General features: G+C 55.9%; 13 protein-coding genes and 3 pseudogenes. 14 read left to right on the top strand and 2 right to left on the bottom strand.

All coding sequences use genetic code 11. The annotated features are described in order from the left end of the window. The 5 genes and pseudogenes from EN884_RS04205 to EN884_RS04225 all read left to right on the top strand — a co-directional run. The coding region (locus tag EN884_RS04205) for a TlpA family protein disulfide reductase (RefSeq protein ID WP_206617555.1) at positions 1-864 on the top strand (864 nt) is incomplete at its 5' end. A gap of 335 nt (positions 865-1,199) precedes the next feature. Continuing rightward, positions 1,200-1,627, top strand: a pseudogene (locus tag EN884_RS40080) (DUF269 domain-containing protein). Between the two features lie 91 nt (positions 1,628-1,718). Next, positions 1,719-1,877 (top strand): CCE_0567 family metalloprotein, encoded by a 159-nt coding sequence (locus EN884_RS04215; RefSeq protein ID WP_224571204.1) that lies wholly within the window; start codon positions 1,719-1,721, stop codon positions 1,875-1,877. Beyond that, positions 1,874-2,189, top strand: a pseudogene (gene fdxB, locus EN884_RS04220) (ferredoxin III, nif-specific). Before EN884_RS04215 ends, fdxB begins: the two are co-directional and overlap by 4 nt. Next, positions 2,186-2,392 carry an exopolysaccharide production repressor protein gene (locus EN884_RS04225; RefSeq protein ID WP_082826584.1) on the top strand — a complete coding sequence of 69 codons (207 nt, stop codon included), beginning with the start codon at positions 2,186-2,188 and terminating at the stop codon, positions 2,390-2,392. The pseudogene fdxB and the gene EN884_RS04225 overlap by 4 nt, the downstream one beginning before the upstream one ends. A gap of 597 nt (positions 2,393-2,989) precedes the next feature. Here EN884_RS04225 and EN884_RS04230 read toward each other — a convergent pair. Next, complete coding sequence (locus tag EN884_RS04230; RefSeq protein WP_063169366.1) at positions 2,990-4,792, bottom strand: ABC transporter ATP-binding protein; 1,803 nt, start codon at positions 4,790-4,792, stop codon at positions 2,990-2,992. Here EN884_RS04230 and EN884_RS38515 point away from each other — a divergent pair. Next, a complete protein-coding gene (locus tag EN884_RS38515; protein WP_127262113.1) occupies positions 4,772-5,074 on the top strand; it encodes a hypothetical protein in 303 nt (100 codons plus the stop codon). The genes EN884_RS04230 and EN884_RS38515 overlap by 21 nt on opposite strands. Positions 5,075-5,428: 354 nt before the next feature. Further along, the gene (locus EN884_RS04235; protein WP_063169365.1) at positions 5,429-6,175 is read left to right on the top strand and encodes a LuxR family transcriptional regulator; all 747 of its coding nucleotides are present in this window, start codon (positions 5,429-5,431) and stop codon (positions 6,173-6,175) included. 16 nt (positions 6,176-6,191) lie between these two features. On the opposite strand, the pseudogene EN884_RS04240 reads toward EN884_RS04235, so the two are convergent. Further along, a pseudogene (locus tag EN884_RS04240) lies at positions 6,192-6,427 on the bottom strand (transposase); the annotation flags it as partial. Positions 6,428-7,146: 719 nt separating this feature from the next. Between EN884_RS04240 and EN884_RS04245 the strand changes: the two are divergent. From EN884_RS04245 to EN884_RS04275, 7 genes are all read left to right on the top strand, one after another. After that, positions 7,147-7,863 (top strand): SPASM domain-containing protein, encoded by a 717-nt coding sequence (locus EN884_RS04245; RefSeq protein WP_224571099.1) that lies wholly within the window; start codon positions 7,147-7,149, stop codon positions 7,861-7,863. A gap of 1,064 nt (positions 7,864-8,927) precedes the next feature. Beyond that, positions 8,928-10,184, top strand: a complete 1,257-nt coding sequence (gene ectB, locus EN884_RS04250; protein WP_063169362.1) for a diaminobutyrate--2-oxoglutarate transaminase — start codon at positions 8,928-8,930, stop codon at positions 10,182-10,184. Continuing rightward, positions 10,177-11,016, top strand: coding sequence for a hypothetical protein (locus EN884_RS04255; protein WP_063169361.1), 840 nt, complete (start codon positions 10,177-10,179; stop codon positions 11,014-11,016). Before ectB (EN884_RS04250) ends, EN884_RS04255 begins: the two co-directional genes overlap by 8 nt. A 166-nt stretch (positions 11,017-11,182) precedes the next feature. Further along, complete coding sequence (gene ectB / locus EN884_RS04260) at positions 11,183-12,484, top strand: diaminobutyrate--2-oxoglutarate transaminase (protein ID WP_063169360.1); 1,302 nt, start codon at positions 11,183-11,185, stop codon at positions 12,482-12,484. A gap of 463 nt (positions 12,485-12,947) precedes the next feature. Then, entirely contained in the window at positions 12,948-14,777 is a 1,830-nt protein-coding gene (locus tag EN884_RS04265) for an IucA/IucC family siderophore biosynthesis protein (RefSeq protein WP_063169359.1), read from the top strand. Between the two features lie 390 nt (positions 14,778-15,167). Next, complete coding sequence (locus tag EN884_RS04270; RefSeq protein ID WP_158515808.1) at positions 15,168-15,734, top strand: GNAT family N-acetyltransferase; 567 nt, start codon at positions 15,168-15,170, stop codon at positions 15,732-15,734. A 315-nt stretch (positions 15,735-16,049) separates the two neighbouring features. After that, positions 16,050-16,184, top strand: a 135-nt coding sequence (locus tag EN884_RS04275; RefSeq protein WP_141245433.1) for an NAD(P)-binding protein, incomplete at its 3' end; no start/stop codon positions are given.

The raw sequence follows: 16,184 nt of genomic DNA on the forward strand, positions 1-16,184 counted from the left end.
CTGAATTATCGGACAGCGTTCGATTGCACTGGCGAAATGAAAAAGCTCTGGCTGGAACCCAGCTCTTCGTTCGGGATTCCCACCTCGTTCGTGGTCGACCGCGACGGCCACATCGCTTATATCGGCCACCCGGCACCTCTCGATGACGTTTTGCCGAAAGTCCTTAACGGCAGCTGGCGCAGCAGCTATGAAGCGAAAGCCGTCGATGCAAAGCGAATCTCGCGTGTGCGCGAATCGTCGCTGAGTCAGCCGATATACGCCAAACTTGGGCCGGCGATGCAGGACGAGGATTGGGCAGCGGCGCTATTGGCCATCGAAGAAGGCCTCGCCTTGATGCCAGACTCTTGTGAGTTCCGGCAGATTCATGCGGATCTTCTGCTTCACAAGCTGCGCGACATCAAGACCGGCATGCCGGTCATGCGAGAATTGGTCGAGGACGCGATCGACAAAACGTCCGACGCGATGTCTTGGGTGGTGATGGCGCTGAACCAACTCTTCCATCCCACGATGGACAACTCCCATCTTCCGCATGATGATCGCTTTGCGATGGGCAAGGAGCTCTCCGAACAGATCCTGGAACTTAATCCTCCGCAAGGCGATGGAGACTTTAAATTCGGGTGTTACTTTCCGGTCGCTCAGTATTATTACGAGAGCGGCAACAAAGATCGCGCAATCGAGTTGATCGAGGTGGCACTGAAATCGCTGGACCATTCGGAGCCAGTGCCGGACCAAACCAAACAGCGCTACCTCACCTCGTTGCTCCAAGCCCTGGCCAACTACACGGGTGAGCCTGCCTGTCACGCGGGTCTCTGTGTGGCTCCGCAAAACAAGACTTCCGAAACTCAAAACGCTGTCACTTCCTGAGCAAGGATCGCGAAGGGCATGACAATTGGAATTGAACACCGGCAAATCCGCCCGCCCAGGCGCACTTCGCAGCAATAACGTCGATGCCGCAAAAGTGCGCGGCTTGCGGCAGGTGGAATTTCCATTGCGTTTACCTCGGGTCGAACCGCGGCGCAGGCGTTCGCGCCGCGGTGAAAGGTCTCGCATTGGTGGACGTGCTCGAGGTCGGCCACGGGACACTGTTGCGTGGGATCGGCTCGCCCAAGCCATTCCCCGCCCACGCAAGCGCCCGAACCACACATCGCAGAAAAAGAGATCGTCCTTCAAGAGGAGTACTGAAATTGGGGAAAAGCGAAATTCCTCATGAACCGGTTGGCCCTGCTGTCCACGGGGACGACGAGGCCCTTGCTTCCCCGTTCGTCAAATGCCTCCTGCGGCTCATTCGTACTCAGGATTCCTTCGGCTTATGGGAAGGCCATTCGGATGCCGAGCTGCTGGCCGAGTTCATCATCACCAAGCAACAGCAACGTGCGGTACCCTTTGGCGGCGATCCCGATCCTGACGCGCTGTGGAGGCTCGACATGTTTACACCGCCGTAGCGCTTGCGATCGAGGAGCGCTCCGGCGTGTCGACGTCGCCGATAATTGGAATGAAGCCCCTGCGGGCTTCCAGCGGTTGGGCGTTCTGTCGAGACGTCCACCGGTTCGGCTTCGAGACTTTCCGCAAACTTGCTGAGGCCGGTACGAAACTGGTCGACGATGCGACTGCAGCCATTGAAGCCTAGCCCGAGATGGAGCGCATCAACGAAACCATTGTTCCAGGAAGGATCTATGTCAGACCTAGATAGGATGAGGAAAAAAGTCTGAAAGCTCCAGTTGCGTGCAGCTATTGCCAAGATGGCATTGCAGGACCTCGTCGAGGGTCTGCCGGGCAAGTGGGCCGACATACAGGAAGTCGCCGAGAAAACCCAAGCCGTTTATGCCGAGTTGGATGTTGCCAAGAGAGAACTCGCTTCAATGAAGAATTTAGGATGATGCGCACATTCACCACCCGTGACGGCTCCATTTGGATGCCGTCGTACCTGACCTCCATCGATAGCAAACCTGCATCGGCTGCTGCCGTTGTTTCAAGGTCTGCTCGCGCGATGTCATGCATCTTCACGGCGTTGATGATGCGGGTGAAATCCTCGCCCCTGCGATGACGAGGACGACGATTTCGACGGCAAGCTCAATCGCATGATCATGGTTGTCGATGATGCCGGCCGCTGCATAGGCTGCGGAGCCTGCGGCCGCGTCTGCCCCAAGAACTGCCAGACGCATGTTGCGGCCGACGAGCTCGCAACATGATCTGGCGAAAACCAGGAGAACGGCGTTGCACTTCATCTTTTTGTCGGCTCGTGGGGCTGGTCCTGTGCAGCAATGCGTCGATGGTTTACTTCGCTTTGGATTCGATCCGTGTGGCAGTCGTCACGACGCTGGCCTGTTCGCTGCTGCTTCAGGCCTGCTATTTCGGCTGCGTGCTCTTTTTCGCGGACGTCGATGATCTGTAGAACTGTTCATTCGCTCCGCAGAGGGCCGGCGAATCCAATCTCTTCCTAAGCCCGTTGGCCGTAATCGAAAGACACGGGGCCGGCGAGTTCGTGCTCAGCTGCCACTGTGCTAGCAAGGGAACGGAATCCAATCCCGGAGCAGATGGCCAGAGTTGAGCGAAGACTGCGGTCGGAGCTCCTGCGCTTCCGGGTCTCCAAGGGGACGACTTTGCGAACCGAAGGGACTTTGAACCGTTGACGTGGCCAGCGTGCGGTAGGTTGGGCCAGCGACAGGGATCCCGGCCGGCCGGGAAGCACCGCCCTCTCAATGTGCGTTGACTTCGCTTCCTTTGGCGAAATGTGGGTAACGGCGAGGGCCGCACTCTTCCCGGGCCGTCGACATTCCCGCCCTTTTGGTGCGTGCGCCGTTAGGCGCGACAATTCGGTGCCCGCGTGTAACTGCGCGCATTCGCCGAAGCTTAGACGTGGTGCATTCCCGCTCGCCCGTTTGGCGGACAGTTCCGGCCGTGCTGGTTTTGCCGCCTAACGCCCGCCGCTCGTCACTGCCACACCCCTCTCCGGCAACGGCTCGGCGCATCGCGCAAGCCGGTTTAGCGATCAGGCCAGGCCCTTCGCGAGTTCCAACGCCTGCCGTTCGAAGAGGCGGCGGTAAATGCCACCATCGAGATTGATCAGGGCGGCATGATCGCCGTCCTCCATGATGCGGCCACGGTCGAAGACGAGCAGCCGATCGAGCGAGCGGACCGTCGACAGCCGGTGTGCGATGACGAGTGTGGTTCGGCCCACCATCAACCGATCCACCGCTTGTTGAATGAGCACCTCGGATTCCGAATCGAGGCTCGATGTGGCCTCGTCCAGAATAAGGATCGGCGCGTTCGCGAGGAAGGCGCGCGCGATCGCCACGCGCTGGCGCTCGCCGCCGGAGAGCTTCAAACCCCTTTCGCCGACCAATGTCCCATAGCCCTTCGGCAGGGGCGCGATGAATTCGTGGGCACTTGCCAGTCGTGCCGCTTGCTCGATCTCGGCCTGGCTCGCGCCAGGCCGGCCATAGGCGATGTTCTCGGCAAGCGACCTGTGAAACAGGATCGGCTCCTGCTGCACGATCGCGATCTGCGAACGAAGGGACTCTTGGGTCACCTCCGAGACGTCCTGACCGTCTATCAGGATCCGGCCGCCGCTCAGGTCGTAGAGTCTCTGGATCAGCTTCACGAATGTTGTCTTGCCGGAACCGGAGGGTCCAACCAACCCAACCCTTTCGCCAGCTTCAATCGACAGCGAACATTCGCTATAGAGCGGCAGGGGATGGTTGGCGTAGCGGAAGTGGACGTTCTCGAAATCGATACGGCCGTTCGTGATCCGGATCGGCTTGGCCTCTGGACGATCGGCAACATCCACCTGCTGATTGTGGATGGCCACCAGTTCTTCCATATCATTAACCGAGTGCTGCACGTTGCGGACATGCATGCCGGCATCACGCAGATAGCCCTGCAGGACGATGAAGGACGTGAGAACATATGCTATCTCGCCCGGCGTTGCCTGTCCATGCGACCACAGAAGCAGGGCATATCCGACCACCGCCACCCTGAGCGCAACCAAAGTTACGCCTTGGGTTGAGCCGATGATCGTTCCGCGCACCCAGCTCCGGCGCGCGCGGTGCCGCCATTTCGTCATGATATTTGCAAGCCGCTCGTCTTCGCGAACCTCTGCGCCGAAGCCCTTGACCACAGCGTTGCAACTGACCGCGTCCGCAAGCGCGCCGCTGAGCCTTGTGTCCCATCGGTTGGCAAGGCTCGCCGCTGGCGCGACATAGCCGAGCGACAGCGAAATCGAAAACGCAAGGTAGACGAGAGAGCCGCAAGCAAAGATCACGCCCATGACCGGCCAGTGCCAGCCGAGCAGCACCGTCGAGCCGATCAAGATGACAAACGACGGGAGCAGCGTGACGAGTATCGTGCTGTTGAGGAGGTCGAGCGCCCACATGCCGCGCGTTATCTTGCGCACTGTCGAGCCGGCGAAGCTGTTTGCATGCCAGTCTGTCGAAAAGCGCTGCACATGATGGAACGCTTCGGTCGCGACGTCGGAAATCATTTTCAACACCAGGTCGCTCAGGCCAATGAAGGCGACGTGGCGCATGGCAATGCCACCGAGTGCCAATGCAATCGGTACAGAGAATGCTGCAACAGCTGAATCCGAAGCTGGTGCTGCCGCATTAGCAGCACGAGAAACAGCGTCGATGAGTCGGCCAGAATAGAGCGGCATCAACACGTCAGCCAGCGTGGAGGCGAGCATCGCGGTCATGATGATCGCGAGCCGGGCCGGCTGCCTGTTCCAGAGGCGAACAGTGAAGGCGAAAACGTCGCGACAAGTGGCGCCGCGCCCATGGACGGGGAAACGTCTCATAGTTTCCAAGCGGGCGCATCAACACGCTCGGTCCCAAAGACGATAAAAGACAAAACTGGAATTTCGACCTCCCCCATAACAGCATCAATTTTGGCGGGCAGCTCTTGCCGCCTCACGACGGTGAGTTCAAAAGTCGTGCCAACTGAGCGGGAACATCCGAAGGACAAATTCAGCAGGTTACCGAGCCTGGAGAAAGTCAGCCGCCATCCAGTCGATACGATTGCTACGGCTGCTCAACTCGGGAGATTGGAAAAGAAGGTCGATGTATCGATTGAATTTTGAGCTTGTTCTTGCCTCGATCAAATAAGTACAGTTGCAATGCAGCTTTCTCAGGCCCGGCACTTAGGTGCTGATTTCAAAAGCGCGCCGCGAATACTTTCCTGCCCATATTCCGTCAATCGAATGCTCGACTGTCGGATTGTGCGCTCCCCGACACAGTGCTGTCGGTTCGCCTCCTGGGTACCTCCCCCGTCGATTGACGACCTGAAGGAGAAGCTTCGCTCGCAAGCTGGCACGACTCTTGAGGGTACTCCAGGTGGCGGAAGGAACTCCGGCTCGAGTCCCGTTGACTTCGGATGTTGCGAGGCTGGGTTGGAGCAAACTGTGCACCAATGAGAACGCAATGAAGGAGACATCATGGAACTCCGGCGGATTGCGGTGGAGTTAGACCTATTCCTCAAGATGACTGATGATGTCGCTCAATCCGAACAGTTGTTCGAACTGTTGTCTGCGTTTGCGCTGAATTTCGATTGCCCGTGGATTGCCTATGGGCCGCTCGCATCAGAGAGGGCTTTCAAGCCGAACCGGGAGGGTTCTGTGGTGATGTGGAATTATCCTGCTGAATGGCAGGAGCGCTACTCGAGAATGGGCTATGCCAAAATAGACCCCCTCATCAAGAAAGGTCGAAAGGAGGCGGGACCCTTTCGATGGAGCGAGGTGTATACTGATGAAAACATAACTGAAGATGGACGCCGCGTCTTGGACGAAGCAGCAACATTCGGCTTGAGGTCAGGCGTTACCGTCCCATTACATGGCCCTGGTGGCAGCTTTAGGTTTGTGAGTTTTGCTCAATCCTCGGACTGCGAATTGCAGAATAGAGCGATCACCTACCTGCAAATGGCCGCGCTGCGGTTTCATCGGATGGTTACGAAGTTCGACACTACGACTGCGTCGGAACGAGCTCATAACCTGTCTCCGAGAGAAATAGAGTGCATTGATTTGGTGTCACAAGGAAAATCATCTTGGGAAATAGGAACTATTTTAGGCAGATCACGAAATACGATAGATTTCCATTTAAAAAATGTAATGCGGAAGTTGGATGCGACCAGCAGAACGGTAGCTGTTGTAAAAGCTTTGAACCTTGGGATTATCCAACCGCCGTAGGTGCGCAGCTAGTTCTCCGCCCGTAGTAGCGCGCGTGATAGCCGAGACGCTCCGGCGTGCGCTCGCTCTTCGAAGCACCCAGCGCCTCGTCCATCTCGGCCTCGAGCACCTCCTGCATCACGGCGCGAATCACCTCGTGCAATCCATCCGGCTTCGAAAGCAAAATGTCGTTGACGCTGCTACGGCGGATTTATCTTCAGGCTTGGTCCTGGTGGCGATGCTGAGTTCGCTTCGCTGAGATTGGGCGGTCATGACAGGGTGGTGTTCAATGTCACCGATTCCTGGAAGAAATTACCATCCGTATTAAGCGACTGACGATGAGTGATGTGTGTCCAAAATCTGACAGCTGTCAGAAAACATTTCGGGTTCAATACAGCGGAGCGTCTTAGCCCTGTCGGGCTTTTCGAAGCCTATCTCGCAGTAACTGCGCGCCAGGCGCACTAGCTCGGCCTTTGCTGGTCGATGTGCGGCAATATAGTGTGAGGGCTGACCCGCATGAGAACACGGAACTCGCTCGATGAAGGATGATCGACGGCATCCAGAAAGCTTCTCTCCGGCGGGTTCGAGGGTGCTGCGCGCGCATCTCGGCGACGGGCCAGCGACCAACGGTTGAGGCTACATCTCCGGAGCGAGTGATGCCTCGAAAGATGCAATGCTGTCTCTGGTCCGACGCGCTGGAAGTTTGTGAAGGGTCGGCCCGGCAAATCGGTGAACCGGGCGGCTTAGGCTGCCAAAAAGGGTAGATGTCTGCGTTGCCTCGGTAGATCAGCAGGCGGTATCAGAAAGCCAAAGGCACACGCACACCATCGTGGCGCTTCGCAGGAAGTAGATGGGAGTAATCACCAGTGATTTTACCGGAACTTCGCTCAGCAAACACAGCCGGCAGGGTTTTGGAGATAACGACGACCACGGGATGCGTCGTAGGATGTTCATATTGTCCCCAGGACAAGTTCGCGGTCCGGCAAAGAAAAGTGTCTCATGCGAGTCATCTGGATCTTGAAGATTTCAAGCGGTGTCTGGCCCGCGTACCGACTTCCGTCGACATTGGTTTTGCGGGATACTCCGAACCTTGGCTCAATCCGGACTGTACCGAAATGGTGGAGCACGCCTTCGCCAAAGGCCATGGCATCAGGATTTTTACGACGCTGGTGGGAATGAACGGGCAGGACCTGCAGCGATTGCAAGCCTTGCGCTTGGGCGTATTCGTGGTCCATGTTTTCGATGACGGCACCTACATGAACAGCCGCCTGGTCGGAGACAAGTATCGCGATCTGGTTCGTCAACTCGTCGACGCGGACATCCCCTTGATCCGATTCGTGGCCTTGGGCGAGCCCCACCCAGATATAGCCGACATTATTCCTACCGAAGCCCTGATAAAAGCGCGGCCGGTGAGCAGTAGGGGTGGAAGCGTCGACCCTAAGATCGTTGCACCACGTCAGCCAGTGGTCGGAGCCCTAACCTGCGTGGACGCACGACAGTATCGGAATGTTCTTCTTCCAAACGGCGACGTTACCCTGTGCTCTATGGATTTTGAACGGCGTCACGTATTGGGCAACCTTCTATATGAGGGTTACTCCGCTCTGTTTGAAAAGCCAGTTTTTCGCGAAATCGTCGACCGCATGAATGGAGCAGATGGTTTTCTGCTTTGCAGGATGTGTGAATTCGCCGACCCAAACGACCGGACCTGAGTGCATGCCGGCCGAGAGGGCGTGCCTGGCAGTGCGGATGGCCCCACGACAGATGCACCTGCCCGCGACGCCATCGTGTTTTCACGTTACGCCAGTATGTTCCTGTAGGCGCGGCAGTGGGCCTCGAGCATTTCGGAGACGAGCTCATCGAAAGGTCTTCGCCTTCCAACCGAGCTTGTCGGCCTGCCTAGCTTGAGGTAACGCCGATCACAGGTCAACCATCGGTCGGATGGAAACAGTGTTAGTCGATCCCGATCAGAGCTTGATTGCTTACTCACGGCTCACCTCGTCAACGCCTTCACCCTCCCGGACGATCTCCTTTTCGACTCGCCTGAAGGCAGCAGCCCAGCTGCGGCCGGGGATGGTTGCCGTCGCGGTAGTGGACGTTCTCGAAACCGATGCGGCCCTTCGCCAGCGCGTCTCCCGGTTGCTTCCGCCTGGCCTACGAACGGGCTTTCCGTCAAGGGGGTCCACGGCGGCCCCGCCCTCTTGATCCGGCGGCTCGGGCCAGTCATCGCGCAAGAGATCGGAATCCGCATTCTTCTCAAAGAGAGCGTGGCTTTCGCTGTGTCATCGGTCATCAAATAGTTTCTTGAATCAGGTTGGTGTCCGCAGCCCGAGGTTGAACGGCGAATATTGATGACCGCCGCGAAGCCGCTCGCTCGCTACGGCGCTATTGAGGAGCGCGCTCGCGAGCGGCTTCGCTACCGCCGAGCGACACAACCTCTGGCGACGCGACCCTGCTGATCTCCTTGGACTCATTCATTTGTCCGGAGCGCTATGGGCAGCGAAGGGTGGGTACGTCAACTACCTGATGCCATAGTAGCGATGCTTTCGCGGAAGCTTTAGAAGCCATCCTGTTGCAGCACATTCGAAAGCATCCGAATGGAGGGCAACGCAACCCAACAATATTTGATGAGGATGCCGGCATCACCAGACCAAACCCAGACCAAACAAAGCTGCCTCCGGCATTCTGCTTCAACGTTAAGCGACGAACATCTGCCGCAAACCACTAGCCATTAAACAGCTCTCTTCTTTGAAAGACTATGTGCAGAGGACTTGATATGGACACCGACGCTTTCACGGCTCATGAATCTAACGTTCGTCGTTATTGCCGGGCGTTCCCCACCGTCTTTACGAAGGCCCTTGGGGCGACGATCTGGGACGAGACGGGTAAGCCCTTTATCGATTTCCTGGTGGGTTCCGGCGCACTCAACTACGGGCACAACAATCCGGATATTATGGCGCCAGCGATTGAATATCTCGTCGGTGAGAACATTCTTCTGTCGCTTGATATGCATACGGCGGCAAAGCGTGACTTCATTGAAGGGTTCGTCGATTGGATCCTGAAACCCAGAGGCCTTTCGTACAAGATTCAGTTTCCCGGGCCGACCGGCACGAACGCCAACGAAGCGGCGCTGGCGCTGGCGCGAAAATACACCGGCCGCTCGAGCGTCATGGCCTTTACGAATGCGTTCCACGGCATGTCGCTCGGCTCTCTAGCGGTGTCGGGCTCGGCCTCAACCAGGGAACTGGGAGGCGTCGCTCGCCACGATGTGATCCGTGTTCCCTATGACGGCTATCCGAGCCAAGCTTTCGATTCCGCCAGTTACATCGACAGCGTTTTGAGCGACCCGGGGAGCGGCATAGAAAAGCCTGCCGCAATCATTCTGGAGACCATCCAGGCCGAAGGCGGCATGAACGCCGCATCCGCAGCTTGGCTCACGGAAATTCAGCGCATTTGCCGTACGCACGGCATTGTTTTTATCGTCGACGATATTCAGGCGGGTGCGGGCCGAACTGGCGATTTCTTCTCATTCGAGTCCGCGAAAATCGAACCGGATATTGTGTGTCTTTCCAAGTCCCTAAGCGGTTCAGGTAGTCCGTTGTCCATCGTTCTGATTCGACCCGACTTGGACATATGGAAGCCCGGAGAACATAGCGGGACCTTCAGAGGCAACAATTTCGCCTTCGTGACGGCAGGAGCCATGTGCAAGATGTGGTCGGATAGGAAATTTACTGCAGGTGTCGAGCGGACAGCCGTCAGGCTGCAAACGCACCTCGATCGCCTGGTTGCGAAATTTCCAAGATACATCGAACAGAAGCGCGGCCGCGGTCTGATGGCCGGCCTGAAATGCCGTTCACCGGCAGTTGTCGGCCGCGTGCACGATGTCGCATTCGAAAATGGCCTTCTTATCGAATCCTCGGGGCCAAATCGCGACGTTATCAAAGTCCTCCCACCGATAACCATCACCGATGCCGAACTCGATCGTGGCATCACCATCCTTGAACACGCACTACAGGAGCAAGACAATGCCTAGTCAGATATCTCAAGTGCCAGCCATCTCGCCGGTTTCGATCAAAGAACGGACCGGGTCGATCAACACGGCGGAGATCATCTCGGTCCTGAAAGGTGAGCTCACCGCTCTGCACATCAAGCAAGCTTTCAGCACCGAAGTAGCCGAGGAGATCACTACGAACTTTATTGGAAGCTCTGGTCTCAGAGAGCGTAAAGATGGTGTGCCCGGACAATATGTCGGCGCATCTCACTACAGGAAGGATGCAGCCACCTATTTCGCAGACGCCGAAAACGCGCGGCCGTACGTCGATGCCCTTTTTAAGAATTTGGTTGACCCGGTTCGAGCAGTATTCAGGGCGTTGAAGCGAGAGCTTCACAACCAGGGAATCGAATTGCGGCTAGCCCGTTCCGAACACGGCCAGGCCAATGTTTGTCGCGGCCTCAGTTGGTCGGGCACAGGCACATTTTCCTTGGATCCCCACGACGACGTCGCTCAAGTCTTACGTGCTGGCGATGATTACGAGCTTTCTGCGGTGGCGCACAATACGGTCGCAGCGCTCAACCTCTATCCCAGCATGCCTGAGGAAGGCGGCAATCTGAAGCTCTGGAGCCACAAGCCGACGGTTGCGGACCGGATATCGCAAGGTGTGGAGACCACTGGATATCCCTATTCGGCAGCCTATCTGGAAGCCGTCCCTTGCCGCGAGTTCGAGCTCAAAACCGGGGATATCGCCCTAATCGATGGCGGCTTCGTTCACGGGGTTACCGGTCAATTAGGCGACGGAAAGCGTCGCCTAGTGCTGAATTGCTTTTTCGGATTTGCGCGGCCTGATCTTGTTCTCTGGTGGACGTGACGTTGGACCTCGCAGCGATCGACTGGCTTGGGCCGTGAGTTGGCGTGGCCAGGCGTGTGACTGCTCATGCTGCCGTCATACAAGCCGAACCTCGAACCGATTGAAATGGCCTTCGCCAGACAGTTTGGGCTGATGCCTTTGCAGGCTACAATTCAGGACTCGCCCTATGAAGAAGCAGTTTACTCCTACAAACGATGTAAGCCTCGCGATCTTTGATCGTCTTGAGTCTGAGGTGCGGAGCTACGTCCGTGCGTTCCCAGTTCTGTTCGATCGAGGCGTCGGCACTGCCCTCATAGCTACAGACGGTCGGGAATACATCGACTTCTTGGGAGGCGCGGGAGCCTTGAATTACGGGCACAACAACCCAGCCTTCACGCGGGCGTTGTTGGACTACATTGCGCGCGACGGAATTGTGCACGGGCTCGACCTTGCTACGACCGCCAAGAAGGCCTTCATCGAAGCTTTTGAGCAGTTTATTTTGAAGCCCCGCGGTCTGTCTTATAAATTGCAATTTACTGGCCCCACAGGTACGAACGCGGTCGAGGCGGCTCTGAAGCTAGCTCGCCAAGTGACCGGCAGGTCAAACATCGTTTCGTTTACGAACTCGTTTCACGGAGTCAGCGCTGGGGCGTTGGCGGCAACCGGAAACACGAAGTTCCGAGATGCTGTCGGCTTTCCCCTCGCGCACGTGACATCGTTGCCGTACGAGGGCTATCTCGGCGCTTCAGACACGATCGAGTATTTCGAGAAGCTTCTCGATGATCCTAGCAGTGGTCTCGGCAAACCCGCTGCGGTGATCCTAGAAGCAGTGCAGGGCGAAGGCGGTGTCAATGCTGCTACCGTTGAATGGCTGCAACGGCTGCGTGATCTGACCTCTCGGCACGAGATCCTGATGATCCTCGATGATATTCAGGCTGGTGTCGGTCGCACAGGGAAATTCTTCAGTTTCGAGGCGGCTGAGATCGTGCCGGACATCGTTACCCTGTCAAAGTCGTTGTCTGCAATTGGAACGCCTATGGCCCTTGTCCTCATGAAGCCTGAACTTGATGTCTGGACGCCGGGTGCGCACACCGGCACGTTCAGGGGCAACAACTATGCTTTCGTCACTGCTCGTGCGGCCCTTGAGACTTACTGGTCCGACTCCAAGTTTGAAGATGAGATTGCTCGCAAATCAGCCATCTTGGCTCAAGAACTCAAGTCGATCGCAGACGACTTCCCCAGCCTTGCTCTGAATGTCCGAGGCCGCGGCTTGATGTATGGACTCGTATCACCAAAGCACCACTCATTGCCGGGGCTCATTTCCCGGGAAGCTTTTCGTCGCGGCTTGGTGATCGAGATCGCTGGCTCGTATGGTGAGGTGCTCAAGTTCATGACAGCCCTTACCATAACCGAGGCTGAACTGCGCCGTGGTCTGTCGATCGTACGCGACAGCATTGGCGCGGTGCAGGACAGCATTTCAGCGGAGTAGGCATTCACTCAGTCCCCCCTACCCAGTCTGGGCTTATCAAGCAAAGGAAATTCCGCTTTAGACGTATGCGATTGTATGGAGACGGACAGCAAAAATGGACACTCGGAGAGCTCAAACAATGGACACCGACCGCTTGACGTGATCGAACGACAGTACGGCATGTGCAAATCAATACACACTTCTTGCTCGTTGCAAGATGAAGGACGACGTCCAGGGCCGGTGAAACCGGTATTCTAATATATTATATAAGTAAGATGGTAATATTGCTGGTTTATCACGAGCGAAGACGAACGGTACACAACACATTAGAAATTAACTTGTATAAGAGGTCCGGTATTTCTTATCCTTTCTGATGAAAAATAGAACGGATTTTGTGCGACGTCGAAGTTTGGCGAGACGAGTGTAAGGCGCGTTCGCGAACCTTACACCGTTACGTTCTGAAGGAGTTGAGATCGTGAGTGATATGACAGCCCGAGACGATGAGATAAGCCTAGCCGAACGCGTAACGCAGCATTTGAAACCGCATTTATGGGCAAAGGCCAACCGGCTCCTTATCCGTAAAGCAATCAGCGAATTTGCACACGAGTTGCTAATTGCTCCTCGACTCCAGCGAATGGAAGGCGACTGGGGGAAGTATGTGCTGGAAAGCGAGACCCCTGGGTTGGAGTATTGGTTCCAGGCTCGGCGCCTCCTGCTAGATCACTGGCAAGTGGACGCCGGCTCTCTGGAGAAAAGGATTGAGGGCAGGCCGGCCCCCCTGGATGCGCTTGATTTTGTTATTGAGTTCAGCCGCCATCTTGGCATAAAGGAAGAGATGATGCCGGTTTACCTGCAGGAGATCAGCAGCACGCTGTATGGCAGCGCGTACAAGCAGGCCAAAACAGAGATATCCGCCGCAGAACTGGCTTTTGCCGATTACCAGATCGTTGAGGCTGGCATGACGGAGGGCCACCCGACCTTTATCGCGAATAACGGTCGCATTGGCTTTGACGCGCTCGACTATAGTCGCTATGCGCCGGAGGTGGGCAGTTCGATAAGACTCATATGGCTGGCCGTCCATAAAGAAATGGCAACGTTTAAGTCCATTTCAACGCTCGACTACGACCTTCTCATGCACGAGGAACTCGGTCGACAGGCGCTGGAACAGTTCGACGCAGCGTTGCGTCAAAAGGGACTAAACTCGACCGATTACATCTATATGCCAGCGCATCCTTGGCAATGGTTCAATCGGCTCTCAACTATCTTCGCGGCGGATATCGCCAACCGGCACATTGTCTGCCTAGGCCAGGGGAAGGACATATATCATGCCCAGCAATCGATCCGCACACTTTTCAATATAAGCGATCCGCATAAACGGTACGTGAAAACGGCGCTGTCGATACTTAACATGGGGTTTATGCGCGGCTTGTCACCGACACACATGCTGGCGACGCCCGCCATCAACGAATGGTTGAAGAATTTGCTCGACAGTGACTCCTATTTAGCCGCCAACGGCTTCAGCATCCTTCGCGAGGTCGCGACGATTGGCTATCGCAATCGTTGTTTCAACACCGCCCTCAAGAAGGACTCCCCTTACAAGCAGATGCTTTCTGCGCTGTGGAGGGAAAGCCCCCTTCGGCAGTTGAAAGAAGGGGAACGTCTGATGACAATGGCGTCGCTGCTTCATGTCGATTACAATGGTGAAGCACTCGTGACAGCCCTCATCAATGCCTCGGGGTTAGACGCCGCCGCTTGGCTACGCCGCTATTTTGAATCTTATCTGGCGCCGCTTCTCCACTGCTTTTATGCTTACGATCTAGCGTTTATGGCACATGGAGAAAATATAATTCTAGTTATGAAAGATCACGCTCCGACGCGAGTTATCATGAAAGACATTGGCGAGGAGCTTCGTATTCTAGGCGGAGATCTCAACGTGCCGGAGGAGATTAAGAGGATCTGCATTCAAGTAAATCGCGACATGAAGCACGACTTCATTTTCACCGACGTTTTCGACTGCTTCTTTCGTTACTTGGCTGTAACACTCGAAGAACATCTTGATTTTCCGTCGACACACTTCTGGCAGCTCGTAAGCGAGTCCATCCTTGGCTACCAGACGAAACATCCGGAATATGACGAAAAATACAGGCAGCATGACCTATTCGCTCCAGAATTTCTGCGACGATGTATGAATCGACTGCAGATACAAAAAAACCAGCAAATGGTGGACTTCGGTGATCCGGGAGAATACCTGCACACCGTCGGCACGCTGAAGAACCCACTGGCGGGCATTCGCAAAGTGACCAGTGCAGGTTAAGCTTGAAGGAGGCGCGTATTTTAAATGAACAATGTAGTTAGCCGGTTTTGGGCCAATACCATACCCCCCCCTTGGGGTAAGCAACCCCTTGCGTAAACGCCGCCGCAGCATGTTGCGCGTATCAGGCGCCCGCTCACCAGCGCGTCGCCTGCTTCCATTCTGAAAGGAGGCGCCTAATTTTTTTATCGCCTTCGGGCCGGCTTTCCAGGTGCCGTCAACACTGACACGGTTAGGCGCCCAAAGCTTGATTTGTGTAGACCTCGCTACCTTAAGCATAAACCTCGTCGAACGCCTTCAATCAAGCACTGCGGCCTTGACGCTCATGCTAGGAGATCATGGCCGCGTTGGAGGTAAGTGCGGCTCTAACTTATGGCTAGAAGGGAGCTTCTCATGTACATTCTAGAAACGCCGCGCCTAATCCTAAGGCCACCGTCGCATAGCGACGAGCTTCTTCTACATGAGCTTCATAGCGATCCATTTGTGGTAAATGCCATGTGGGATGGAGTCTATCCGACCCGAGAGCAATCGAAAGCTAAACTACAACAGTTCATCCATCATTGGCAGAGCAATGGTTTCGGCTTATGGATGGTGTTCGTAAAAGGCGAAGGCCAAGTCGGAAAATTCGCAGGCTACTGTGGATTGATGTACAGTGGCCCGTATCTGCCCGAAGATCCCACTAATGTGGAAACCGTATCGTGCCTCCACCTTGCGTCTTCCGGTAAGGGGATCGCCGCAGAGGCCGGCAGGGCAGCGATCCAGTTTGCTTTCGAGAACCTAACGCTCGAGAAGGTCACTTCATTCATTCGCCCAACGAACACGCGTTCGCTTCGGAAAGCACCGAAAGTAGGCCTTCGCTATGTAAGAGACCGGGTCTACAATAACGTAGTTATGCGATATTTTGAAGTGACAGTCTTGACTGCTGTAAAAATCGAAAAAGTCGTCGTTATCTCTTGTTAGTATCATTGTTTCTCGGAAGACGGTGATGCAAGAAACCGTAGGCGAGCGCTGCTCTCGCCCTACGAACTTGCAATCATTCACACCGACGCACCGGCGTGTCCGGAGATGCATGTGCCCTGGAATTGAGAGCTTGTCGGTTCAGAGATAGTTCAGATGGGTCGCTCGGTCTCGCTTCGGGCATGCCCTCGACCGATTTGGCGATCAAATCGCTCCGTTACAGACGGCATGATGTGGAGCTGCCGCGCCGTAAGTGACCATATCTCAGGCGGTAGGAGGAGCGCTTTGCTGAAGAAGCCCATCACACTTGGTACCTTGATGGGGAGTTGCGTGGTTTTCGATTATATCGTCGTGGGTGGTGGCTCCTCTGGATGCGTGATGGCGAGCAGGCTCTCCGCCTATGGCGCTCGCGTGCTGCTCATTGAAGCTGGCCCTGATACGCCGCCGAATGCC

Source organism: Mesorhizobium sp. M7A.F.Ca.AU.001.01.1.1, from assembly GCF_004022735.1.
GTDB classification, from domain to species: Bacteria; Pseudomonadota; Alphaproteobacteria; order Rhizobiales; family Rhizobiaceae; genus Mesorhizobium; species Mesorhizobium ciceri.